The organism is Patulibacter ginsengiterrae, assembly GCF_056269115.1.
On the sequence record NZ_JBWDOG010000002.1, the window covers coordinates 147,027 to 170,250 of the forward strand.

17 protein-coding genes are annotated in these 23,224 nt (G+C 71.8%); 11 read left to right on the plus strand and 6 right to left on the minus strand.

Annotation, left to right across the window (positions count from 1 at the left end; genetic code table 11):
* Window positions 1–72 precede the first annotated feature (72 nt).
* Both ACVUH9_RS04125 and ACVUH9_RS04130 read right to left on the minus strand, forming a co-directional pair.
* The gene (locus tag ACVUH9_RS04125; RefSeq protein WP_475754217.1) at window positions 73–3,258 is read right to left on the minus strand and encodes a M14 family zinc carboxypeptidase; all 3,186 of its coding nucleotides are present in this window, start codon (window positions 3,256–3,258) and stop codon (window positions 73–75) included.
* A complete protein-coding gene (locus ACVUH9_RS04130) occupies window positions 3,258–5,585 on the minus strand; it encodes an Ig-like domain-containing protein (protein ID WP_475754219.1) in 2,328 nt (775 codons plus the stop codon). Before ACVUH9_RS04130 ends, ACVUH9_RS04125 begins: the two co-directional genes overlap by 1 nt.
* A gap of 514 nt (window positions 5,586–6,099) precedes the next feature.
* Between ACVUH9_RS04130 and ACVUH9_RS04135 the strand changes: the two genes are divergently transcribed.
* From ACVUH9_RS04135 to ACVUH9_RS04160, 6 genes are all read left to right on the plus strand, one after another.
* Window positions 6,100–7,008 carry an ABC transporter substrate-binding protein gene (locus ACVUH9_RS04135; RefSeq protein WP_475754221.1) on the plus strand — a complete coding sequence of 303 codons (909 nt, stop codon included), beginning with the start codon at window positions 6,100–6,102 and terminating at the stop codon, window positions 7,006–7,008.
* Between the two features lie 10 nt (window positions 7,009–7,018).
* Window positions 7,019–7,996 carry an amino acid ABC transporter permease gene (locus tag ACVUH9_RS04140; RefSeq protein WP_475754223.1) on the plus strand — a complete coding sequence of 326 codons (978 nt, stop codon included), beginning with the start codon at window positions 7,019–7,021 and terminating at the stop codon, window positions 7,994–7,996.
* 59 nt (window positions 7,997–8,055) lie between these two features.
* Window positions 8,056–8,808, plus strand: a complete 753-nt coding sequence (locus ACVUH9_RS04145; RefSeq protein WP_475754225.1) for an amino acid ABC transporter ATP-binding protein — start codon at window positions 8,056–8,058, stop codon at window positions 8,806–8,808.
* Between the two features lie 170 nt (window positions 8,809–8,978).
* Window positions 8,979–10,010, plus strand: a complete 1,032-nt coding sequence (locus ACVUH9_RS04150) for an LLM class flavin-dependent oxidoreductase (RefSeq protein ID WP_475754227.1) — start codon at window positions 8,979–8,981, stop codon at window positions 10,008–10,010.
* Between the two features lie 230 nt (window positions 10,011–10,240).
* Window positions 10,241–12,103, plus strand: coding sequence for a methyl-accepting chemotaxis protein (locus ACVUH9_RS04155; protein WP_475754229.1), 1,863 nt, complete (start codon window positions 10,241–10,243; stop codon window positions 12,101–12,103).
* A gap of 162 nt (window positions 12,104–12,265) precedes the next feature.
* Complete coding sequence (locus ACVUH9_RS04160; protein ID WP_475754231.1) at window positions 12,266–13,516, plus strand: hypothetical protein; 1,251 nt, start codon at window positions 12,266–12,268, stop codon at window positions 13,514–13,516.
* Here the strand turns inward: ACVUH9_RS04160 and ACVUH9_RS04165 are convergent.
* From ACVUH9_RS04165 to gluQRS, 3 genes are all read right to left on the minus strand, one after another.
* The gene (locus tag ACVUH9_RS04165; RefSeq protein ID WP_475754233.1) at window positions 13,513–14,694 is read right to left on the minus strand and encodes a ribonuclease D; all 1,182 of its coding nucleotides are present in this window, start codon (window positions 14,692–14,694) and stop codon (window positions 13,513–13,515) included. The two genes, ACVUH9_RS04160 and ACVUH9_RS04165, sit on opposite strands and share 4 nt — an antisense overlap.
* A gap of 93 nt (window positions 14,695–14,787) precedes the next feature.
* Window positions 14,788–15,207, minus strand: a complete 420-nt coding sequence (locus ACVUH9_RS04170) for a hypothetical protein (protein ID WP_475754235.1) — start codon at window positions 15,205–15,207, stop codon at window positions 14,788–14,790.
* 79 nt (window positions 15,208–15,286) lie between these two features.
* Window positions 15,287–16,216, minus strand: coding sequence for a tRNA glutamyl-Q(34) synthetase GluQRS (gene gluQRS / locus ACVUH9_RS04175; protein WP_475754237.1), 930 nt, complete (start codon window positions 16,214–16,216; stop codon window positions 15,287–15,289).
* A gap of 241 nt (window positions 16,217–16,457) precedes the next feature.
* On the opposite strand from gluQRS, the gene ACVUH9_RS04180 reads away from it, so the two are divergent.
* A complete protein-coding gene (locus ACVUH9_RS04180) occupies window positions 16,458–16,694 on the plus strand; it encodes a hypothetical protein (RefSeq protein ID WP_475754239.1) in 237 nt (78 codons plus the stop codon).
* Between the two features lie 99 nt (window positions 16,695–16,793).
* On the opposite strand, the gene ACVUH9_RS04185 is transcribed toward ACVUH9_RS04180, so the two are convergent.
* Entirely contained in the window at window positions 16,794–17,327 is a 534-nt protein-coding gene (locus tag ACVUH9_RS04185; RefSeq protein ID WP_475754241.1) for a hypothetical protein, read from the minus strand.
* Between the two features lie 238 nt (window positions 17,328–17,565).
* Between ACVUH9_RS04185 and aroC the strand changes: the two genes are divergently transcribed.
* The 4 genes from aroC to ACVUH9_RS04205 all read left to right on the plus strand — a co-directional run bounded on the left by aroC (window position 17,566) and on the right by ACVUH9_RS04205 (window position 23,180).
* Window positions 17,566–19,671 (plus strand): chorismate synthase, encoded by a 2,106-nt coding sequence (gene aroC, locus ACVUH9_RS04190; protein WP_475755074.1) that lies wholly within the window; start codon window positions 17,566–17,568, stop codon window positions 19,669–19,671.
* A 17-nt stretch (window positions 19,672–19,688) separates the two neighbouring features.
* The gene (locus ACVUH9_RS04195) at window positions 19,689–21,266 is read left to right on the plus strand and encodes a bifunctional shikimate kinase/3-dehydroquinate synthase (RefSeq protein WP_475754243.1); all 1,578 of its coding nucleotides are present in this window, start codon (window positions 19,689–19,691) and stop codon (window positions 21,264–21,266) included.
* Window positions 21,267–21,399: 133 nt separating this feature from the next.
* On the plus strand, window positions 21,400–22,077 hold the full coding sequence (locus ACVUH9_RS04200; protein WP_475754245.1) for a type II 3-dehydroquinate dehydratase: 678 nt from the start codon (window positions 21,400–21,402) through the stop codon (window positions 22,075–22,077).
* Window positions 22,074–23,180 carry a M24 family metallopeptidase gene (locus ACVUH9_RS04205; RefSeq protein WP_475754247.1) on the plus strand — a complete coding sequence of 369 codons (1,107 nt, stop codon included), beginning with the start codon at window positions 22,074–22,076 and terminating at the stop codon, window positions 23,178–23,180. The genes ACVUH9_RS04200 and ACVUH9_RS04205 overlap by 4 nt, the downstream gene beginning before the upstream one ends.
* The last annotated feature ends 44 nt before the right edge of the window (window positions 23,181–23,224 follow it).

Consider the following 23,224-nt stretch of genomic DNA (forward strand, 5'->3'; position numbering starts at 1 on the left):
CCTGGAACGACATCGCCCCCGGCCGCACGAGGCGACCGGGGGCGAGGGTGCTGCGTCAGCTGATGGCGGGGACTACATCTGCCCCAGCGTCAGCTTGATCTTGCGCTTCTTGACCTGACCCATCAGGCTGCTGACCCACTCCTGACGGTCGTGGAAGTCGTCCGTCCGGCTGTTGCGGATCGTCATGGTCACGTGCTTCTTGCCCGTGTTCCGGAACGAGACCTGGCGGCGGATGGCCTTCGGCAGCTTCGCTGCCTTGACCGCCTGCTTCAGGCGCTTGGACTGCTTCTTGGTCACGACGATGACCAGATCACGCTCGGCGTTGCGAGCGCTCTTCTGGGCCTTCTTCGCCGACTTGGGCGCCACCGGCAGCTTCGCCGCCGGGGCCGGCGCGACCGCAGCCACGTCGTCGGCCTTCGCCTGCGTCAGGACCGGGACCGGGTTGGCGGCCTTCGGCAGCGGCGCCGTCGACGCCGGCAGCACGGCCGTCGTCGGGATCATCGCGGCGTTCAGGACCATCCGCTCGTCCTGCTCCTTCCAGGAGCGGTAGAACGGGTCGAACCCGAGCACCGTCGAGTGGCCGGAGCCGAGCGACGAGGTCACGACCGCGGGACGACCGTCCAGCAGGCCGGGGCCGGTGGCGTTGACCGAGAGGCCGTACTTCTGGCCCTTCAGCGAGGCGGCCGAGTGGAGGTCCGGCGCGTAGCTGATCGCGGCCTTGGCCGACGGGTTGTTGAACGTCGTCGGCGGCGTGCCACAGGTGTACGAGGCGGCCAGCGAGCCGCCGTCGAACATCGGGTCGCCGGTCTGGCGGTAGATCCAGCCACCGAGGTCGAAGCCCCACGCGACCGGGTTGGTCGTGTCGAACGTCGCGTCGTAGGTGACGCCCGGCGTCTTCATCGTCGACGGCACCGGGTTGGTGCAGAGGTTCGCCAGGCCGGAGTTGCGGGCCGTCTCGGCACCGTTGGTGCCGTAGCCGACGTAGCGGCCGCCGTTGTTGACGAACGACTTGACCTTGTCGGCGGTGGCGCCGGCGGCGATCACGTAGTTCGCGTTGACCAGGGCGGTGTAGTTGCCGCTCTCGAGGGCGCCGGCGGCCACGTCGGTGGACGTGATCGGCACGACGGTCGAGGCCGGCATGTTGTCCTTGACCCGCAAGGTGAAGAGCGCCTCGCAGAAGGCGTTCGCCGAGTAGCGGTCGGCGACGGGGGCGGGGGCGTTGACGTTGGACAGCACGCAGTGCCCGGGCGAGCCCGGGGTCGTCACGTTCGCGCCACTGACGTACAGCGGGTTGGACGGGATCGACGCGTAGCCGGTGTAGACGCCGATCTTCGGCTTCGTCATCTGGCGACGCGCGACCGGGTACCGGTCGAGACCGGAGACCGGCGTCTGGCGGGCCTTGGCCATCGCGGTCAGGTCGACGCCGCTGGAGCGCAGCGAGGCGCCGTCGACGAGGGCCGCGCCGGTGAAGAAGCGCTTGCCGTCGGCGTCGAACGCGGTCGTGCCGCGGTAGACGTTGACGCCCTTGTCGAGCAGCTCGGCCGTGAGCGCCAGACCCTGCATCGAGTCGGTGTTGAACGCGTAGACCTGCGGCGCCGTGGTCGGGGCGCTACCGAAGTCGGGCGCGCCGATCTCGGTCATGTCGGTCGGGACCGAGCTCTTGTCGGTCAGGAAGCCGCTGCCGGCGAGGCCGCGCTGCATCCCGTAGGACCAGGTCACCACGTCGTAGTAGAACGGGTACGGGATGAACGGGTTCTCGCCGAGGACGGCCTGGATCCAGTGCTTCATCCCCTGCGCGAGCGGGATGTAGTAGGTGCCGGCCGGCAGGGTCGAGGTCCCGGCGTCCTTGCCGTAGGCCTTGACGCCGTTGAGGGTCTGGTCGCTGTTGAGCTTGTAGATCTTGACGCCGACCTCCTGCATGTTCTTCAGCAGGCTGGCGACGTCACCCGAGTGCTGGTCCGGGCGGTAGAAGTAGCCGCAGACGGTCTTGCCCGCGGGAATCGGGCTCATCTCGTCGTGCAGCGGGCTACCGAGCTTGTTCGGCTGCAGCTCGCAGTTCTTGCCCTGCTCGACGGCCTCGGGCCACTGCTTGATCCACTCGCGGGTCGTGTTGACCTTGTCGTTGGAGATCGTGTTGACCGTCTGGTCGATCGCCACGTAGTGGTCGTAGACCTGCTTCGAGTAGGCCTCCTGGTTGCCCTTCTCGTAGGTCATCCCGGCCGCGCCCATGATCAGCGACGGAACCGTGTCGCCGTACTCGGGCGTGAACAGGTCGTACTGGCTGTAGTTGGTGTAGAGCGTGCTTTGATCGTTGAAGATCTGCTGCAGCGCCGGACCGACCTTGTTCTGGACGGTGTTGATCGAGAACGAGGAGATCTCGTGGTGGATCGGGTCCTCGTTGGGCGGGAAGAAGTACGCGCTCCCGCCCTGCTGGTGGGCGTCGATGAAGAACAGCCCGGGGTACTCGTTCATCAACGGGATGAACTGCTTGTTCTCGGGCTGGTTGCGCGTGCCGAAGTCGCGGTTGGGGTCGTAGCCCCAGGCCGTGGTCCGGGTCACGGCGTCGCGGCCGTCGGGGTTGCGGACCAGCTGGAGGAACAGGTCCAGGTTGACCAGCCGTCGGATGTTGGCGCAGTCGGTCCGCGCCGCGAGCTCGTAGAGCTCACGGGCGATCGACTCGCCGGCCGCCGACTCGTCGCCGTGCGGGGTCGCGGTGATCCAGCCGAGCGCAGGCCGGGTGACGGCCTGCTCGAGGGCCTCCTCCTGCGGGATCTCGCCCGCCCGCACGCGGCGCCAGTAGGCGGCGTCGCCGTTGGGACCGTCGAGGTTGCCCATGTTGACCGGGGTCCCGATCGCGTAGAACGCGATCGGCCGTCCGACCGAGGACATCCCGATGTTCTTCTTCAGGATCCGCACGCGCCCGCTGGAGGACGTCGCCTGGACCAGGTAGTCGGCGTACTCGAGCAGGGTCGCGTTGAGGTTGCGGCCGCGCGGGTTGGCGGGATCGCCGACGCCGTTGGGGCTGCTGCCGCCACCGGCCTGACCGAGGCCCGCACCGAGCGGGACGACCGCCTGGGGGTTGTGGTTGTCAGCGAAGAACTGCGACCACGACTTGATGCTGCTGTCGTAGGTCACGTTCGGCGTGCAGGCGTCCGGGTCGGGCGCGGCACTGGCCGTGGCCGGTGCGATCGCGCCGACCACGGTCGTGGCCAGGAGCGCGAGGAGCGCCCGCTTGACCGTGATTCGACGGGGCGACATCACGAGAACCTCCGGCTGGTCGGGGTGGTGTTGCGGAGCACGGAGTTCCCGCCGAAGCGTGCGCTCACGACGAAGCGCTGCTTGGACCGCGAGGCGGTCACCGACTGACGGAACGTGCACTTCTTGGACAGCGACACGCGCTGGTTGAGGAACGACTGGCCACCGCGCTTGATCGAGAGCGTGACCTTGCCGCGGCAACCCTGCGCCTTGGTGACGCCCTTGGGCAGGACGACGCGACCGTTGATCGTCCGCCGGAGCTTGCCGCCCCGGACCCGCTTGGACGAGACCTTGAGGGCGACCTTCGCCCGGAACTTCGGAACCGTCACCTGCGTGGTCACCGAGCTGGTGCCACCGTTCGCGTCGGTCACGACCGCGGTCAGCGCCTGGGTGCCGACGTCGGCACCGGTCGGCGTGATCTTGCAGCTGAACGGGGCCGCGGTGACGCGGCAGATCGTCCGGCTGCCGAGGCGGACCTCGACGCTCTTGGCGCCGACGGTGTCGAACGTGAGCGTGGTCGCGCCCGAGATCGTCTTCGGGACCGAGCTGAACGCGATCTTGGTCGGGGCCGGCGCGGGCGCCGGATCGGCGGGCTTCGGACCCGGACCGACGGGCGGGGTGCCCGGGTCGGTCGGGCAGGAGACCGTGATCGAGACCGCGGAGCTGGCCGTCGACTGGTCGATCGAGTCGGTGGCGAGGGCCGAGTAGCTGCGGCTGCTGCCGCAGACGGCGTCGGCCGGAACCTTGACCGTCTGGGTGTAGGGCGGCTTCTGGAGCTCGGCGGCCTTGCTGGCGCCGTCGTAGATCCGGACCCGCTTGATGCCGAAGTCGTCGTTGGCGTCCGCGGTCAGCTCGACGTTGGCGCCGGGGGCGACGCTGTCGGCGCTGGCGCGGAGGCTGACGTCCGTCGGGCCGCTGTCACTGACCGGCAGCGGCGCGTCGGGGATCGGGAACTGCCCGTTGTCCGGGTCGGCCTGGAGGCCGTTCCGGAACGGGACGAAGTCGACCGAGTTGGAGGTCGTGAGGCTCGGGACGACCGGGTCGATGACGCCGGTGCCGCCGACCGGGTTCTCCGGCCACGGCGGGTTGATCACCGGCGAGATCATCGGGCCGGTGTTGGCCGCGACGCCGATCCGCTGGCCCCACCAGTTGTTCTCGGCCAGCAGGATGTTGTTCGTGCCGCCGGGATCGGTGTTGGGCGCGCCGGAGTTCGGCGTGACGCCGTCGGCGCCGAAGTTGAGCGCGCCGTAACCGTTGTCGACGATGCTGCTGCGCGTGACCGAGGTGTTGTAGCTGCGCGGCAGGCCGGTGCTGACCGGGTTGGTGGTCATCTTCGCGCCGATCAGGCGGATGCCGGCACCGAGGCTGAGGTTGCCCGGGTTGTCGCCCGGGGTGATGCCGTTGCCACGGGTCGGCGCGCCGAGCCCGTTGGTCAGGTTCTGGGCGATGAACGAGTCGGCGATCTGTGCCCGGGCGCCCGCGGTCACGCGGAGGCCGTCCTGACCGAACAGCGGCCCGGTGGTGACGGGGCCGACCGGCGAGCAGTTGCCGGTTCCGGCGTAGTCGACGCACTGCGTGCGACCGACGATCACGCTGCTGTTGATCTCACCGCGGTTGATCGCGCCCGAGAAGACGAGCGGGAGGGTGTCGCCCTGCGCGCTGTCGATCAGGACGCCGTAGCGGTTGTACTTGTCGACGCGGGTCAGCTCGATCCGCAGGGTCCGGGTCCCGTCGACCTGCGCCCGCCGGCTGCGCGAGGTCTGGACGATCCCGATCCCGGGCTGCGCACCGCGGTAGCCGCCGGTCTGGAGGTAGGCCGAGTCGCCCTCGGAGGTGACCGTGTTGGTCACGCGGCTGCGGACGATCGAGCCCTTGGCGTCGAGGTAGACGACGCCCGCCGCGACCGCGATCGGCTTCTCGGCCGGGTCGTAGCCGTCGACGGTGACGCCGCTGATGTCGACCGTGATCGGCCGGGTGGGGGAGCCGACGACCGAGACGATGTTGCCGATGCCGCTGCGGATGTCCGCGACGGGATCGAAGATCTGTCCCCCGGTCGGGGTGGTCGCCTTGGGCGAGATCGACACGAGGTCGGCGCCCGCGCCCTTGAGCGTCAGGCTCTTGGTGATGGTCAGGGCGTTGGTGCCGATGGCGCCGCTGCCTTCGGCGTAGTCGCCGGCGCAGACGACGACCGTGTCGTTGTCGGCCGCCGCGTCGACGGCGGATTGGATCGTGCGATAGGTCGCCGCGGGACAGTCGGCGGCGTCGTCGTCGACGGTCAGGGTCGCGGCGGACGCCGTGCCGCCCGCGACCGCAGAGGCCGCCAGGGCCATTGCGGCCACGGTGGCCGCACGGCGCGCGCGGCTTGGGTGCCAGATGGAGTGGATCATTGACCTCTCTCGTGGTTCGCGCGGTGCCACGAGTGGCACCGGCGGATGCTGGGGGAAGAGACCTCCGGAATGTCACACGCGCAAGCCAGAGGCGTGCTTGTGCGGAACCGGCGGCGAGAGGAATCTCGCACGCCAGCGACCCCCTGTGGTGCACCATTCGTCCAGTTTCAGTGGCCACGAATCAACCAAACGGTCGACGCGTACTGCGTAAAACCGTGACGTTTTGGGCCGATACGCCGGTTTGCTACCGAGCGTCGCGAGCCTTGCGGACCTTGACGTTTTGGGCCGATACGCCGTCTGCGTGCTCCCGCTGGAGCAGGTGCCTGGACGAACGGCCGCCAAAATGGAGTCCACACGGCGCCTCGGTCTGCGTACGATGCTCCGTGCATCAGCGGTCTGCCGCGTTCTGGACCTGGCGGTCCGGGACGTGTCCCCCCACCGAAACGAGGAGCAATACATGCGCACAAGGAACGTTCGGGCGCTAGCGTTCGCCGCGGTCGTCGCCGTCGGCGTCACCGGCTGCGGGAGCAGCGACGATTCGTCGACCACGACCGCCAAGTCCGACACGGGCGCTACGGCGGCCACCGGCGTCGACCAGGCGATCGCGGACCGGGTCCCGGCGGACATCAAGAGCAAGGGCAAGCTCGTGATCGCCATGGACCCGACCTACGCGCCCAACGAGTTCCTGGGCGACGACGGCAAGACGATCATCGGGCTCGATCCCGATCTTGCCGACGCGATCACCGGGGTCATGGGGCTGAAGGCCGACAACGTCAAGTCGAGCTTCGACGCGATCCTGCCGGGCATCACCTCGAAGAAGTACGACGCCGGCATGTCGTCGTTCACGGACACGAAGGAGCGCGAGCAGGAGTTCGACTTCGTCACGTACTTCGTGGCCGGCAGCTCGTTCTTCGTCAAGGCCGATAACGGCCCGAACGTGACCACGCTCGCCGAGCTCTGTGGTCACAAGGTCGCGGTCGAGAAGGGCACCACGCAGCAGGACGACGCCCAGGCCCAGGCCAAGAAGTGCGCCGCGTCGGGCGACAAGCTCGACGTGCAGGTCTACCCGGACCAGAACGGCGCCAACCAGGCGCTGATCTCGGGCCGCGCGGACGTCGGCCTGGCCGACTCCCCGATCGCCGACTACCAGGTCAAGCAGGCCAACGGCCAGTTCAAGCTGTCCGGCAAGCCCTACGGCACCGCGCCGTACGGCATCGCCCTGCCGAAGGGCTCCCCGCTGGCCCCGCTGGTCCGTGACTCGGTCCAGAAGCTGATCGACAACGGCCAGTACATGACGATCCTCAAGAAGTGGGGCGTCGAGCACGGGGCGATCACCGAGTCGAAGATCAACGGCGCCGAGAGCTGATCGGCGGCACGTGAGTTCTCCGGAGAGCAGCGGCGCCGGGGCATCCGGCGCCGCTTCGGGCGACATCGTCGCCGTCCCGGTCCGGAGGCCGGGACGGTGGGTGGCCGCCTTCATCGTCCTCATCCTGGTCGCCAACGCGATCTGGTCGGTGTCGAACAACCCGCGCTTCCAGTGGGGCACGGTCGGCGACTTCCTGTTCGACCCGCGGGTCATCGACGGGTTGATCCTGACCCTCGAGCTGACCGTGATCGCGATGGTCGTCGGCATCCTGCTCGGGGTGCTGCTGGCCGTGATGCGGCTGTCCACGAACCCGTTGGTCTCAGGCGTCAGCTCGTTCTACATCTGGGCCTTCCGTGGGACCCCGATCCTGGTCCAGATCCTGGCCTTCAACTTCCTTGCCTCGATCTACCCGCGGATCACGCTCGGCGTGCCGTTCGGTGGGCCGGAGCTGCTCGGCGGAGACGCCAACGCCCTGATCACCCCGATCGTGGCGGGAGCGCTCGCGCTGGCCTTGAACGAGGCCGCCTACATGGCGGAGATCGTGCGCGCCGGGATCATCTCGGTCGATGAGGGCCAGGGCGAGTCCGCTCAGGCACTCGGGATGACGAAGCTGCAGACGATGCGGCGGATCATCCTGCCGCAGGCGATGCGGATCATCGTGCCGCCGACGGGCAACGAGGTGATCGCCATGCTCAAGACCACCTCGCTGGTCAGTGTGATCGCGGTCAGTGAGCTGCTCTACTCGGTGCAGCTGATCTACGCCGTGAACTACAAGCAGATCCCGCTGCTGGTGGTGGCGGTCATCTGGTACCTGCTGTTCACGACGATCCTGTCGATCGTCCAGTACTACATCGAACGCCACTTCGGCCGGGGCAGCTCGCGTGAGCTTCCGCCGACGCCGTGGCAACGGATCAAGAAGAGCGTGGGGATCCGTCGGTCTCGACCGCAGATTCCCGCGACCGCAGGCAACCCCGGAGGTGCGTCGTGATGGGCCTCGGTGGGAGGAACGGGTCGGCCGCGAGCGAGGTGCCCGCGGCGGGGACGCCGATGGTGACCGCGCAGGGCGTCTGCAAGCGGTTCGGTCTCGTCGAGGTGCTGAAGGGCATCACGCTCGAGGTCGCCCGCGGCGAGGTCGTCTGCCTGCTCGGTCCCTCGGGATCGGGCAAGTCGACCTTCCTGCGTTGCATCAACCACCTGGAGCGGATCAACGGTGGTCGGCTGATGGTCGACGGCGAGCTGGTCGGCTACCGGGAGCGCCACGGGAAGCTGTACGAGCTGCGGGAGAACGATGTCGTCGCCAAGCGCGCCGAGATCGGGATGGTCTTCCAGCAGTTCAACCTGTTCCCGCACAAGACGGTGATGCAGAACATCATCGAGGCGCCGACCCAGGTCAAGGGCGTGCCGAAGAAGCAGGCGACGGCCGAGGCCCAGGTCCTGCTGGACCGGGTCGGGCTCGGCGATCGTGGCGGTGCCTACCCGTCGCAGCTGTCGGGAGGGCAGCAGCAGCGGGTGGCGATCGCGCGGGCATTGGCGATGAAGCCGAAGCTGATGCTGTTCGACGAGCCGACCTCGGCGCTCGATCCCGAGCTGGTCGGCGACGTGCTCGACGTGATGCGCGGGCTCGCCGCCGACGGGATGACGATGGTCGTCGTGACGCACGAGATCGGGTTCGCCCGTGAGGTCGCCGATCGGGTCGTGTTCATGGACGGGGGAGTGGTCGTCGAGGCCGGTCCGCCGTCGCAGGTGATCGACGATCCGCAGCACGAGCGCACCAAGGGGTTCCTCTCCAAGGTGCTGTAGTGGGCGGCCCGGTCATGGGCGCCCATCACAGTAAACGGACCGCGGTCCGGTAATCTCGATGGGGTAGTGATCGGCCGGGCCCTGGGCCCGGCCGGCCACGCCGGCCGGGGACGGACGTGGGGCACCCGCTCCGCGGTCCCCGTCCGTACCGCATCGACCCCGAGGAACCCATGGAACTTGGACTCGCCACCTTCGCCGATCTCGGACGTGATCCCGCCACCGGGCGGATGATCACGCCCGAGCAGCGGATGAAGAACCTGTTGGAGGAGGTCGAGCTGGCCGAGCAGGTCGGGCTCGACGTCTTCGGGATCGGCGAGCACCACCGGGCGGACTACCTCGTCTCGTCGCCGACGGTCGCGCTCGCCGCCGCGGCGGCTCGAACCGAGCGGATCCGGCTGACCAGCGCGGTCACGGTGCTCAGCTCGGACGATCCGGTTCGCGTCTTCCAGCAGTTCGCGACCGTCGACCTGATCTCCGGCGGGCGGGTCGAGATCCTCGCCGGCCGCGGCTCGTTCACCGAGTCGTTCCCGCTCTTCGGGCAGGACCTGAAGGACTACGACGAGCTGTTCGAGGAGAAGCTGCTCCTGCTGCTGGCGATCCGCGCCGACGAGCACGTGACCTGGTCGGGCAAGCACCGGGCCCCGCTCGAGAACGCCGGGGTCTACCCGCGGCCGGTCCAGGACCCGCTGCCGGTCGGGATCGCCGTCGGCGGCACCCCGAACTCGGTGATCCGCGCCGGGGTGCTCGGCCTGCCCCTGACGATCGCGATCCTCGGTGGCCAGCCGGAGGGCTTCCAGCCGTTGGTCGAGCTCTACCGCCAGGCGGCGACCCAGGCCGGGCACGATCCGGCGACGCTGAAGCTCACGATCAACACCCACGCCTACGTCGCCGAGGCGTCGAAGCAGGCCGGCGACGAGTTCTACCCGGCCTACGCGCCGATGATGAACCGGATCGGTCGCGAGCGCGGCTGGTCGCCGCTGACGCGCCCGGCCTTCGACGCCTCGCGGGCGGGGACCGGTGCGCTCGGCGTCGGCAGCCCGCAGGAGCTGGTCGAGAAGATCCTCCACCAGCACAGCCTGTTCGGCAACCAGCGATACATGGCCCAGTTCTCCGTCGGTGGGATGCCGCACGCGCAGGTGCTGCGGGCGATCGAGCTGTTCGGGACCGAGGTTGCTCCGGCCGTTCGGGCCGAGATCGGCTGAGGGTCGGCGCGCCGCCGCCGCTGGTTGCGGCGGTGCGCCGGTGGTGCCGGGTACGGCCGGGTGGTGGCGTTGTCCGGCCCGCGCTGCGGGATCACTGCTGGTACCTATCAACCAGACGTTCGGGGGGTACAGGGGCGAACTCGGGATCAAGCGCGAACGCTGTAGGCCGATCAACGAGGCAACGCTCGGGCGGCGTCGCCTCGGCGCCGCTCCTACCCAACGAGGAGCACATGCTTTCGGTCTTCAAGAACCTCCGTCTGGCCTACCGGCTGGGGCTCGCCTTCGGCGCGCTATGCCTGGCGATCGTCGTCGTCGCGCTGATCGGCATCATCGGTCTAGGTAACGTCGAGGACAAGACGAAGCAGGTCGGCCAGGTCTCGCTGCCGGCCGTCGAGCTGTCCGGACACCTCGACGCGCGGACCCAGGCGATCGTGGTGCTGGTCGCCCGGCACCTCTACGTCGCCGACGGTCAGCTGGGCGCCCAGGACCAGCTCGAGGCGCAGGTGAAGCCGATCCGCGAGGCGAACAACGCCGACTCCAAGCGCCTCGATCCGCTGCTCAACGGGACCCCGGCCGACCCGAAGCTGCACGACCTGCTGAAGGCACGCCAGCAGCTGGTCGCCAGCTACATGAAGGCCATGCAGCTCTCCCGCGACGAGACGGTCCGCGGTCGCGGTGATGACGAACGGGAGGCATCCCGCAGGATGTTCACCGATCGGGTGCTGCCGCAGGCCGCACGGGTCACGCGGTTGTCGACGGCGCTGACCAAGAGCGTCCGGGACTCGGCCGACTCGGCGGTCCACCAGGCTGGGACCGCGACCGCCGCCGGCCGCCGGCTGATGATCATCATCACCCTGGGCGCCCTGCTCGGCGCGCTGATCCTCGCGGTCGGCACGATCCGCCGGATCACGCGGCCGGTCGCGGAGATCTCCGAGCGCCTCGACTCGCTCAACGACAACTGCCTCCAGGGCCTGGTCGACGGGCTGACCGCGGTCGCCAGCGGCGACCTCACCCACGACGCCCACTCGGGCACCAAGCGGATCGACGTCCGCTCGGGCGACGAGATCGGGCAGCTGGCGACGACCTTCAACGGGATGCTCGACAAGGCCAAGCGCGGGGTCTCGTCGTACAACACGATGCGTGGCCAGCTGTCGGAGATGATCGGTGCCGTCACCCGCGAGGCGGGGACCGTGTCCGCCGCTTCGGAGCAGCTGACGTTGACCTCGGAGGAGACCTCGAAGGCCGTGGCCGAGATCGCGACCGCGGTCTCCGACGTCGCCTCCGGCGCCGAGGCCCAGGTCCTGCGGGTCGGCGAGGTCCGTGAAGCGATGACCGAGACCGCCGAGGCGGTGGCCTCCAGCGGCCGCTCCGCCGAGGAAGCGGCCGCCGTCGCCGACCGCGCTCAGGAGACCACCAAGCAGGGGGTCGCCGCGGCCGAGGAGGCCGACGCGGCGATGTCCGCCGTCCAGGAGAGCTCCGAGGAGACCGCGCGAGCGATCGCCGGCCTCGCGGAGAAGTCGCAGCGGATCGGCGGCTTCATCGACACGATCACGGGGATCAGCGCCCAGACCAACCTGCTGGCGCTGAACGCGGCGATCGAGGCGGCCCGTGCCGGTGAGCAGGGGCGTGGCTTCGCGGTCGTCGCGGAGGAGGTCCGCAAGCTGGCCGAGGAGTCGCGCGCGGCCGCGACGACGATCTCCGTGCTCGTCCAGGAGATCCAGGACGAGACCCAGCGGACGGTCGGCGTCGTCGAGGACGGCGTTCGCCGGACGACCGAGGGGACGGAGACCGTCGCCCAGGCCCGCGACGCCTTCCGGGCGATCGGGTCCGCGGTCGAGGACATGACGGTCCGGATCGAGTCGATCGCGGCCGCCGGTCAGCAGATCGCGGCGAGCGCGGACCGCGTGTCGGAGGACATCGGCGGCGTGGCGACGGTCGCCGAGGCGTCGTCGGCGACGGCCGAGCAGGTCTCGGCCTCGACCCAGGAGACCTCGGCGTCGGCCGAGGAGATCAGCGCCTCGGCGCAGGAGCTGTCGGCGACGGCCCAGGCGCTGGAGCAGCTGGTCGGGCGGTTCGTGATCGCCAAGAGCTAGGACGGGAGTGGCCCGCCCGCCGGGGTTCCCGGCGGGCGGACGCGGATGCGGAGGAACGTGGAGGCGGGGCGTGGCGTGGATCGACCGGGCCACCGTCTAGGGTTCATCGCAAGCGCCGGGTGTTTCCGACGCTCCGGTGGTTCTGTCCCTCTGGGAGGCTCCATGCGTCACGACCCGATCAACGTCTCCGCCGACGACGACACGCCGTCGCGGAGCGCGGCCCGCCGACCCCGGCGGCCCGCCACCCGGCGACCGACGCCGATCGACATCGGCATCCCGGTCGCCGCCAGCGAGGACCAGGGCGAGCGGCTCGCCGCGGAGGTCCTCGATCCCGAGCGGACGCTCCCGATCGTCTGCCTGTCCACCCGCAGTGGCGAGGACCGCCCGTCGCTCGATCCCCATCACGTCCGCAAGCTGGTCGGGCGTGACGTGCTCTTGCGCGCCGTCCGGACCGGGCCGGCGAGCCGCTTCCTGTCGTCGCTGCTGCCGCCGCAGCTCGGCGTCTTCGGCGGGGCCGCCCGGATCTGGTGGCCCGGGGTCGACGAGCACGCCGATCCGCGAGCCCACCCGCTGGTGCTCGACCGCGTCGGCCGCTACGGCGCCCGCGCCGTCGAGGTCCTGAAGGAGCGGTTCGATGAAGGCCCGCCCGCGGCCGTCCCGCGTCCGGCCCGTGGCACCCGCACCGGATCCGGTCCGGAGCGCTCGTCGGCGCGGCTGGTCGCGCTGCCCGGCGGGGCGCCGAAGGCCGCCAGCGACCGGACGCCCGCCGCACCGCGAGCGGCCGAGCAGGCCGCGAGCGCCACGACGGCGGCCGAACGCGACCAGCAGCTGCTGCTCGGGGCGCTCGACGGCGCCCGCGACGAGATCCGCGGCCTGCGCGAGAAGCTCGCTGCGGCGCGGCTCGACGCGATGGCCCCCGGAGCCCGCGCGAGCGCGGAGGCGGAGCAGCTCGCGGACGAGCCGCGGGCGAGTGCGCCCAGCGGTCCGCGCGGCGCCCGGCCGGAGCAGGTCTCCCGGCTCGCGATCCCGGCCGCCGTGGTGCGGGAGCGGGAGCGGGCCCACCAGCTGGAGATCTACGCCGCCTGGCTGGCCCGTGACCACGACAGCGGCCGCCGTGCGCGGCCGCTCGGGCCGCTCGCCCTCGGTGAGGGCTACCTCGAGGCGCTCGACCGCAACCGCCACCGGGTCGCCCCGGCGACGATGGCCGTGGTCGCGGCCCGGATCGCCTCGGGCAAGCAGGGCGAGGCCGACGACCTCGACGTCCGCGCCGAGTACGGCGGCCGGGGGCAGCAGGAGCTGCGCGACGAGGACGGCGCGGCCTGCTGGTCGTGCGCGGTGCCCGACGCCGGTCAGCTGCGCCTGCGCTGGTGGACCCGCGACGACGGCGCCGTCGAGCTCCGGGATCTGGCCTAGCGCTCGGCTACGACCTGCTGGTTCTCGTCGACGCGCAGGCGGAGCTCGCCGTCGAGGAGGGCGAAGATGTCCTTGCCGACGAGCTCGCCGCGCCAGCCCTGGAGCGTGCGGACCTCCGGCTGCGGGCCGCCGTCGCGCCAGGCGACGATGATCCGCTGGAGGTCGGCGCGGCTGGCCAGCAGCTCGTAGGCCAGCTCCTCCTGCTTCGCACGGGTGCGCACCAGCGTCTCGGTGAGGGCGACCAGCTCAGGGTCGACCGGGTCGTGGCGGGCGACCCGCTCACGCTCGACCGGGATCGGCTCGGCGTTGCGGCCCTCGGCGATCGCCTTCAGCAGGCGGTCGCCGCGGCGGTGCAGCGTCGCCTCGTTGATCCCGCGGATCTGCTGGAGCCGGTCGCGGTTCTGCGGCCGGCGCTTGGCCAGCTCGACCAGCGTCTGGTCCTGGAGCACGGTCGACGGCGGCCGGTTGGCCTCCTCGGCCTCGCGCTCGCGCCACTCGAGGAGCCGGAAGGCGACCGCGCGTTGGGCGGGATCGAGGCCGTCGATCCGCGGCAGGCGGGGGAACAGCAGCTCGGGATCGCGGCTGTCGGTGACCGCCTCCAGCGCCTTGCACTCCTCGAGCGCCCAGTCGAGCCGACCGAGGTCGACGAGCCGGTTCTGGAGGGCGACCGACAGCTGGAGCAGGTGCTGGACGTCCTCGGCGGCGTAGCGCTTCTGCTCCTCGCTCAGCGGACGCTGCTCCCAGCGCGTGAAGCTGGCCGACTTCTCCAGCTTGACCTTCAGCATCTCGCGCAGCAGCGCGTCGTAGCCCATCTGGGCGCGGAGTCCGGCGAAGCCGGCGGCGAGCTGGGTGTCGAAGACGCCGCGGACCTCGGTGTTCCAGCTGCGCTTGAGCAGGGCCACGTCCTGGCGGGCCGCGTGCAGGACGATCTCGATCGCGGGATCGGCGAGGACCTCGGCCAGCGGCGTCGGGTCGAACTCGTCGGCGATCGGGTCCAGCAGCTCGATCCGGACGCCGCCGCGCGGGTCGCCGGCCTCGCGGTCGACGGCGACCTGCGCCAGGCAGAGCAGTGGGCGATAGCGGCCCTCACCGACGAACTCGGTGTCGATCCCCAGGCGTCCGCTGGCGCGAGCGGCCTCGGCGAGTTCGCGGACGACGGTGTCGGTTGAGGAAGCCACAGGTGGGCGGAGCCTATCCGCGCGGGGCGCTTCCCCGCGTCGGCGCGGCGGTCGGCGTACGCCGAGGGCCGTGCGCCGGAGTGCCGGAACGGCTCAGCCGGGACGGCGAGAGCGAGGGCCGTCGCTCGAGCTGCTGCTCCGACGGATGCCCTCGTGCGGGTGCCGCGGGGCGGCCGTGACGGTCTCGGCCGGCGTCTCGGTGGTCGCCGGCTCCGACGCCGCGATCGCCCCGTCCCGCTCGGCCTGAGCGAGGATCTCGGGGGAGGCCTCGTCGGGCCAGACCCCGTAGCGGTCGAGGAAGGCACGGGCGTCGACCTCGGCGTCGCGGTCGCGCTCGCCCTTGAGACCCATCCGGTGGATGCGGTTGGAGACGACGATCCCGAGGCCGCCGCCGAGCATCAGGGCGGCGCCTTCGACGCCGATGATGTCGGGGCTGATGACGAGCATCGCGGCGCCCACGACGAAGATCGCTGCAGGGAGCCAGAAGCGGACGATCTTGACCGGGGTGAACATCAACCAGATGGTCCCACGCCGGAGGCGACGGTGCGGTCCGAAGCCGACCGCGTCGCCCCGGACCGGCGGGCGACGGGCCTCAGGCCAGCGGTCCGGCGACCGGCGCCCAACGCGTCGGCCCGAGCCCGCGGAGCCGTTCCGGGGCGAACCGCTCGACCAGCTCGGCCAGCGTCGGCTGCTCGCCGGGCTCGGCCAGGCCGAGGCTGACGGCCAGCTGCGTGCGGACTGCCTCCGGATCCTCGCCGAGCGCCCGTCGATCGTCGAGCGTGACGGCGCCGTCGCGCTTGGCGAGTCGCCGGCCGTCGGGGCCGAGCACCAGCGGGACGTGGAGGTAGCGCGGCGCGGTGGCGCCGAGCACGCCCGCCAGCCAGGCCTGGCGCGGGGCGCTCGTGGCCAGGTCGTCGCCGCGGACGACCTCGCCGATCTCCTGCCAGGCGTCGTCGACGACGACGGCGAGGTTGTAGGCGTAGGTGCCGTCGCCGCGGCGGACGACGAAGTCGTCGACCGGAGCCGAGAGCGGGCCGAGCACGAGGTCGTCGGCGATCGCCACCACGCCGTTGGCGCGGACGCGCAGCGCGGCGGGGCGGCCGCTGCGGATGTGGGCGGCACGACCGGCGGCGTCGAGCTGGGCGCAGGTGCCGGGGTACGCGCCCTCGGGGGCGTCGCTGTGGGGTGCACCCGCGGCCTCGCGGATCTCCGCCCGGGTGCACCAGCAGGGGTAGACGAGGTCGAGCCGCTCGAGCTGCTCGAGCGCGGCCGCGTAGGCGTCGTCACGCTCGGACTGGTGGATCGGATCGCCGTCCCAGTCGAGGCCGAGCGCGTGCAGGTCGGCGAGCTGCCCGGCCTCGTGCTCGGCGCGGCTGCGCTCGCGGTCGAGGTCCTCGATCCGCACGAGGAAGCGTGCTCTGCCCTCCCGGGCGCGGAGCCACGCGACGAGCGCGGTCCGGAGGTTGCCGAGGTGCAGGGAACCGGTTGGACTCGGGGCGAACCGGCCGTCACGCGAGGCCATGCACACACCGTACCGACCAGCCCGCAGCGCAGAGGGCGCGGGGGCGCGCGTATGCTCGGCCGCGATGGCCACGAAGCAGTTCAGCCGGCGCGGTGCCAAAGCTCGGGAGTCCGAGGAGTCGACCACCGACGCCCCGGCCCCTCCCGGCCCCTGCGGTCCCTGTCGGGGCGTGGGCAGCGTGCTGTCCAACGCTGGTGGCGAACAGCACACGGTGGTCTGCCCGTGGTGCGAGGGGACGAAGATGACGATCCCCGACCACGACGCGCAGGAGCACCCCTCGGAGATCCCCCCGGTGCTGACCGAGGAGGAGCTGGAGGCCAAGCGCGCCGCGGCCGCGGTCGCCGCCGCCGAACGGGCCAAGCGTCCCCGAGTCCGCAAGCCTGCGGCGAAGAAGCCCGCCGCCAAGAAGCCGGCCGCGAAGAAGCCCGCCGCCAAGAAGGCGACGGCCGCGAAGCCGGCCGCCGAGCCCGTCGAGTAGCGCGAGCGCAGCGCCCGCGGGACCCGGCGGGACGCTCCCCGTGCGCGCGGGACGTTCGCCGTGCGGTCGCCCGGCAGCCGGGCGCGCCCCGGCGCCGCGTTAGCTCGAGGCGGGGGTTCCGGCCGGAACCGGCCGGTAGCCGGCCGGCACGGCCATCGCCGGGTTGGTCGCCGGTGCGGCGTCCTGCTGCTTCGGGGCCGGGGCCGGCGTCGTCTTCGGGGTCGCGTCCTTCGGCGGCTTGAGCAGCTCCGGCTGGCGGGAGACGATCTTCACCAGCGGCTTGTCCGCCTGGCGGGCGATCAGCTCGTAGGTCCCGGCCTGGGTCACGAGGAAGCGCACGACCGTGGGCACGCCGGACGCGACGCCCTCCTCGAAGCCGAACGCGTCGAGCGCGACCGTGTCGCCCTGGTCGAGCGTCAGGTGCAGGTTGATCGTGTCGCCGACCCGTGCCTCGATCGGCTTCTTGCGCGGGAGCTCGGCACTGATGGTGCGGCTCGGCTGACGGGCCGGGGGCGTGGCGATCGTGGTCGTCGGCTCCGTCCGGAGCGCCCGCTGTTGCGACGTCGAAGCGGCGATCGCGACGAGCACGCCGACGACGATGGCCACGAGGAAGACAAGGCGGAACGCCGGCATGTCGGCTCATTGTGGCGCATGCGCGCTCGGACCAGGGCGGTCGGAGGTCGGTCGGGGCCCTGGCTCAGCCGCCGGCGACCAGGCTCGCTGCCTCCGGAACGTGTCCGGGACGTGCTCGGCGTCGTCCGGCAACGGCAGCAGGATCCGCGCGGGAAGTTGGCACAGCTCTCGACAGACACGCAACGCCGTTCTGCCTAACGTCGTCCTCGATGGAACGGAACCGCCCGTCGTGCTCGCGATGCTGATCCTCGGCGCCGCCACCTTCGGGCTCCTGATCGGCTCGTTCCTCAACCTCGTTGCGTACCGGCTGCCGCTCGGGGTGCCGGTGGCGACGGGCCGCTCCGCCTGTCCGGGGTGCCGCCACCCGATCCGCGCGTACGACCACCTGCCTGTCGTCTCGTGGTTCGCGCTGCGGGGGCGGTGCCGTGACTGCCAGGGCGCGATCTCGGCACGCTATCCGCTGGTCGAGGCCGCGACGCCGGTGCTCTGGGTGGCGGCAGTCATCACCGCTGGCGACGCAGCGGAGGCGGTGCTCGCCGTCGTCCTCGTCACGGCCCTGGTGCCGATCGTCCTGATCGATCTCGACCACCGGCGGATCCCGAATGCGATCACGTTGCCCGCGGCCGCACTGGCCCTCGTGGCGGGCGCGCTGCTCGATCCTGGTGGCGAGCTGGAACGGGTCGCCGCCGCGGCCGGTGCGGCCGGCTTCCTGCTCGTCCCCGCCCTCGTACGGCCCGACGGGATGGGCATCGGCGACGTCAAGCTGGCGGGTCTGCTCGGGCTCTGCCTTGGTCCTGCGGTGGCGGTGGCGCTGCTGGCGGCGCTGCTGGCGGGGACGGCCTTCGGTCTGCTGGTGGCGCTCCGGGCGGGCGTGCGGAAGGCGCGGAGCACGGCGATTCCGTTCGGGCCGTATCTGGCGTTCGGCGGTGTCGTGGCCCTGGCGGCGGGAGGTCAGCTGATCGACGCCTACCCGAGGGCGTTCTGGGTCGCGGCGGCGATCGCTCGACCCGGTCTCCCGGAAGGGGCGCGTGGTCTCGTCGCCGCTGGCCCGCGGCGCGCGCCCGTCGGGGCCCGGGCGCGGGGCACGGTCTGCACCACGTGCGACGACACCGTGACGCGCTTCGGCCGCCGCCGCCCCGTAGACTCGGGGGTCATGGCGCTAACCCTCTCGACCGCTGGTGAATCGCACGGACCAGGCCTCACGGCCCTGGTGGAGGGGCTTCCCGCGGGGCTCGAGCTGGATCGCGAGGCGATGAACCGCGACATGGCCCGGCGTCAGCTCGGCTTCGGGCGCGGCGGTCGGATGAAGATCGAGACCGACACGGCCGAGGTCAAGGCCGGCGTCCGCCACGGTCGCACGCTCGGCGGACCGATCTCGCTCTGGGTCGTCAACCGCGACTACGCCAACTGGGAAGAGCGGATGAACCCGTGGCCGGTCGAGGCGGAGATCCCGCCCGTCCACATGCCGCGCCCCGGTCACGCCGACCTCGTCGGCGTCTGGAAGTACGGCCACGACGACGTGCGCAACGTGCTCGAGCGGGCGTCCGCCCGGGAGACCGCCGCGCGCGTTGCCGGCGGCACCCTGGCGAAGGCCTTCCTGCGCGCGATCGGCGTCGAGATCCGCTCGCACGTGACCCAGATCGGGACCGTTCACGCCCCGGTCGCCGAGCGGCCGCTGGCGATCGCCGACTTCGAGGGGATCGACGACGACCCGGTCCGCACCCTCGACGCCGAGACGTCGAAGGCGATGGTCAAGCACATCACCGTCGAGCGCAAGGCGAACGAGTCGATCGGCGGCACCTACGAGGTGCTGACCTTCGGCCTGCACCCCGGGCTCGGCTCGCACATCTCCTGGCAGGAACGGCTCGACGGCCGCCTCGCCCAGGCGATCTGCTCGATCCAGGCGCACAAGGGCGTCGAGTTCGGCGACGGCTTCGCGCTCGCCGCGACCCCCGGTTCGAAGGCCCAGGACGAGATCTTCAACGGCGACGACGTCGAGGACGGCGACCAGCCGACCGGCTCGCTGCGGCGACGGACCAACCACGCCGGCGGCCTCGAGGGCGGCATGACCACCGGCCAGACGCTCGTCGTCCGCGCGGTGGTCAAGCCGATCCCGACGATCACCAAGCCGCTGCGCTCGGTCGACCTCTCGACCGGCGAGTCGGCCAAGGCCCTGCGCGAGCGGACCGACAACTGCGTCGTCCCCGCCGCCGGCGTCGTCGGCGAGGCGATGATCGCGATGGTCCTCGCCTCCGCCTACCGCGAGAAGTTCGGTGGCGACCACATCGACGACGTGCGTGCTGCGATCGCTGCCTACGAGCAGCGCATCGGCTGGCGCAAGTAGCCGACGCGGTCGACGAGATGGCGCGCGGCAGGGGCAACAGGAAGCGGTCGGGGTCGGGCCAGTCGCCCGCCCCGGCGATCGTCCTGATCGGCTTCATGGGGGCCGGGAAGACGACCGGCGGGCGGATGTTCGCCAGCGCCCTGAAGACGCGGATGGTCGACAGCGACAAGCGGGTCGAGCGCGAGCTGGGCATGAGCGTCGCCGACTACTTCGCCAAGCACGGGGAGGCGGCCTTCCGCGAGGTCGAGGAGCGGGTCTCCTGCGAGCTGCTGGACCGGGCCGACGGCGGCGTGATCTCGCTCGGCGGCGGGACGCTCCAGTCCGAGCGGGTCCGGGCCGCGCTCGAGCGCCACATCGTGGTCCTGCTGCACGTCAGCCTCGCCACGGCCTGGCGCCGGGCGAAGCGCTCCGACCGGCCGCTGGCGCGCGACAAGGCGACCTTCGACCGGCTCTTCCGCGAGCGTCAGCTGGTCTACGAGCGGGTCGCCGACGTGATCCTGCCCGAGGTCGACCGGCAGCTCCTGCGCCCCGCGGTCCCCGTCATCCAGCAGGTGCCGAAGGCCCACGGCGCGCAGCTGCTGTGGGCGCACACCGACTCCGGCGGCTACCCCGTCTGGCTGCGGCCGGGGCTGCTCGGCGAGCTGCCGCCGTGGCCGCTGGCTGACTCCTCGCGCCGGATCGCGATCACGGACGAGCACGTCGCCGAGCACCAGGCCGGCCGGATCCCGGGCCTCGCGGGGATGATCGAGTTCCCGGCGGGCGAGGCGCACAAGACCCTCGAGACCTGCGAGCGGGTGTGGGGGGCGCTGATCGAGCAGGGGGCCACCCGCAGCGACCACGTGGTCGCGATCGGGGGCGGCGTCGTCGGTGACCTCGCCGGCTTCGTGGCCGCCACCTTCCAGCGCGGGATCCCCGTCGTCCAGGTGCCGACGACGCTCGTCGCCCAGGTCGACAGCGCCTACGGCGGCAAGACCGGCGTCGACCTGCCCGCGGCCAAGAACTACGTCGGCGCCTACCACCAGCCGGCCGCGGTGATGGTCGACCCCGACGCGCTCCAGACGCTCCCGCAGGAGGAGCTGGCGGCCGGCTACGCGGAGGTCGTCAAGACGGCCCTGATAGCAGGCGGCGCGCTCTGGGACCAGGTCGCGTCGGGCGCCCCGGTCGACCCGTTGACCGTGATGCGCTGCGCCCGCACCAAGCTGCAGGTCGTCGCCGACGACGAGCGCGACGGCGGCCGTCGTCAGGTGCTCAACCTCGGTCACACGATCGGTCACGCGATCGAGACCGTCACCGACTACCGCCGCTACCGCCACGGCGAGGCCGTCGGCCTCGGGCTGCTCGCCGCGCTCCAGCTCTCCGGCCAGGACGCGCTGCGGACGCAGGTCTCCGGGCTGCTCGAGGCGGTCGGGCTGCCGACCACGGTCGACCCGGCGATCGACCTCGACGACGTGCACGCGGCGACCGCCCGCGACAAGAAGCGGCTCGGCTCCGCGCCGGTGCCGTTCGTCGTCGTCCGCGAGCCGGGCGACGTCCGCTACGGCCAGCAGCTGGGCGAGCGCGAGGTCCGCGCGGCGATCGCCGACCTCGCGCCCTGAGCGAGCGACTGCGGTGGTCGCCGCCACCCGGCGACCGCGCGGTGGGGCCGGGGCTGTCCCGGTGGTGCCGGGCCGTCGCCGGTCCTGTCGTGCGGGACCGCGGGTCGTGGCCGGACCGTGCGAGGATCAGTGCATGCGCCGCTTCCGTGTCGCCGTGGTCCACGGCGTCAACCTCGATCAGCTCGGGCGTCGAGACCCCACCCACTACGGAGCGCTGACCTTCCGCGAGCTCGAGCGTCAGATCGACGAGTGGGCGGTCGAGCTCGACCTCACGCCCCGGTTCTTCCAGACGAACCACGAGGGCTCGCTCGTCGAGTACCTCCACCGGGCCGAGGGCCTGGTCGACGGGATCATCATCAACCCCGGCGCCTGGACCCACTACGCGTGGGCGATCCACGACGCGCTCGAGATCGCCGCGGTCCCGATCGTCGAGGTGCACCTGTCCGACCTCGCGAGCCGTGAGGCCTGGCGCCAGCAGTCGGTGATCTCCGACGTCTGCCTGGCGACGATCACCGGTCGTGGCCCCGACGGCTACCGCGACGCGCTCGAGCTGCTGCGCGACCACCTCAAGGCGTCCGCACCGGTGCCGACGCCGGCGACCGGGACCCCGGTCGGGGAATCGCTCGGAGCGGCGCCCGACAAGACCGATCTGGCGGCCAGCGAGTCGGCGTCCGCCGGTGAGGCCGCCGCGGCCGCCGAGCCCGCCGCGCCGACGCCCGCCGACACGATCGAGCCCGCCGCGCCGGACGCGTTCGCCGCGGCCGCGACCGGCTCCGACGCCGAGACCCCCAACGAGGACCCCACCGCATGACCGTTCCCGCCGAACGCGCCGACCGCCTGGCCGCGCTGCTGATCGACCGCAAGCTCGATGCGCTCGTCGTCAGCAACCCGCACGACATCCGCTGGCTGACCGGGTTCACCGGCTCCAACGCGATCGTGATCGTCGGCCCCGACACCGAGGCGGGCGGCGCCACGCGGCGGTTCGTGACCGACTTCCGGTACGTGACGCAGGCGGCCGAGCAGGTCTCCGACGACTGGCAGCGGATCGACGGCGGCCGTGACCTCGGCGGCGCCGGGATCGCCGCCCACCTGCCCGACGACGCGCGCAAGGTCGGCTTCGACGACGGCGACATGAGCTTCGCCGCGCACCGGCGCCTGCGCAACGCGGTCGCCGTCGGCGTCGAGCTGGTCCCGTCGGCCGGCCTGGTCACCGGCCTGCGGGCGGTCAAGGACGCCACCGAGCAGGCGGCGATCCGGGCGGCCAGCGAGCTCGCCGACGCGGCCTTCGTCGAGGTCATCCTCGAGGGCGGCGTCGTCGGCCGGACCGAAGCCGAGGTTGGGCTCCGCCTGGAGACGGCCATGCGCCGGCTCGGGGCCAGCGGCAACAGCTTCGCGCCGATCATCGCCTCCGGGGCTCACGGCGCGCTCCCGCACGCGGTGCCGCGTCCGGTCGAGATCCCCGCCGGGGTCCTGCTGACGGTCGACTGGGGCTGCATCCTCGACGGCTACTGCTCCGACTGCACCCGGACCGTCGCGACCGGCCCGGTCGGCGACGCGGCCCGGACGGTCTACCAGCTGGTGCTCGACGCCCAGCTGCAGTCGCTGGCGGCGGTCAAGACCGGCGCCCAGGCGAAGGCGGTCGACAAGCTCGCCCGCGACGTGATCTCCGCCGGCGGCCACGCCGACCACTTCGGCCATGGCCTCGGCCACGGCGTCGGGCTCGAGGTCCACGAGGCGCCGACCCTCAGCCCGCGCGGCAGCGGTGCGCTGCGCACGGGCGAGATCGTGACGATCGAGCCGGGCGTCTACGTGCCCGGCGAGCTCGGCGTGCGGATCGAGGACCTGGCCGCCGTCACCCCCGACGGCCCCGACGTCTTCACCACCGTCACCAAGGACCTGGTCGAGGTCTCCTAGCCCCGCCGCGCGGCCCGACGGGCCGCGCCTGGCTCGTCGGGGGT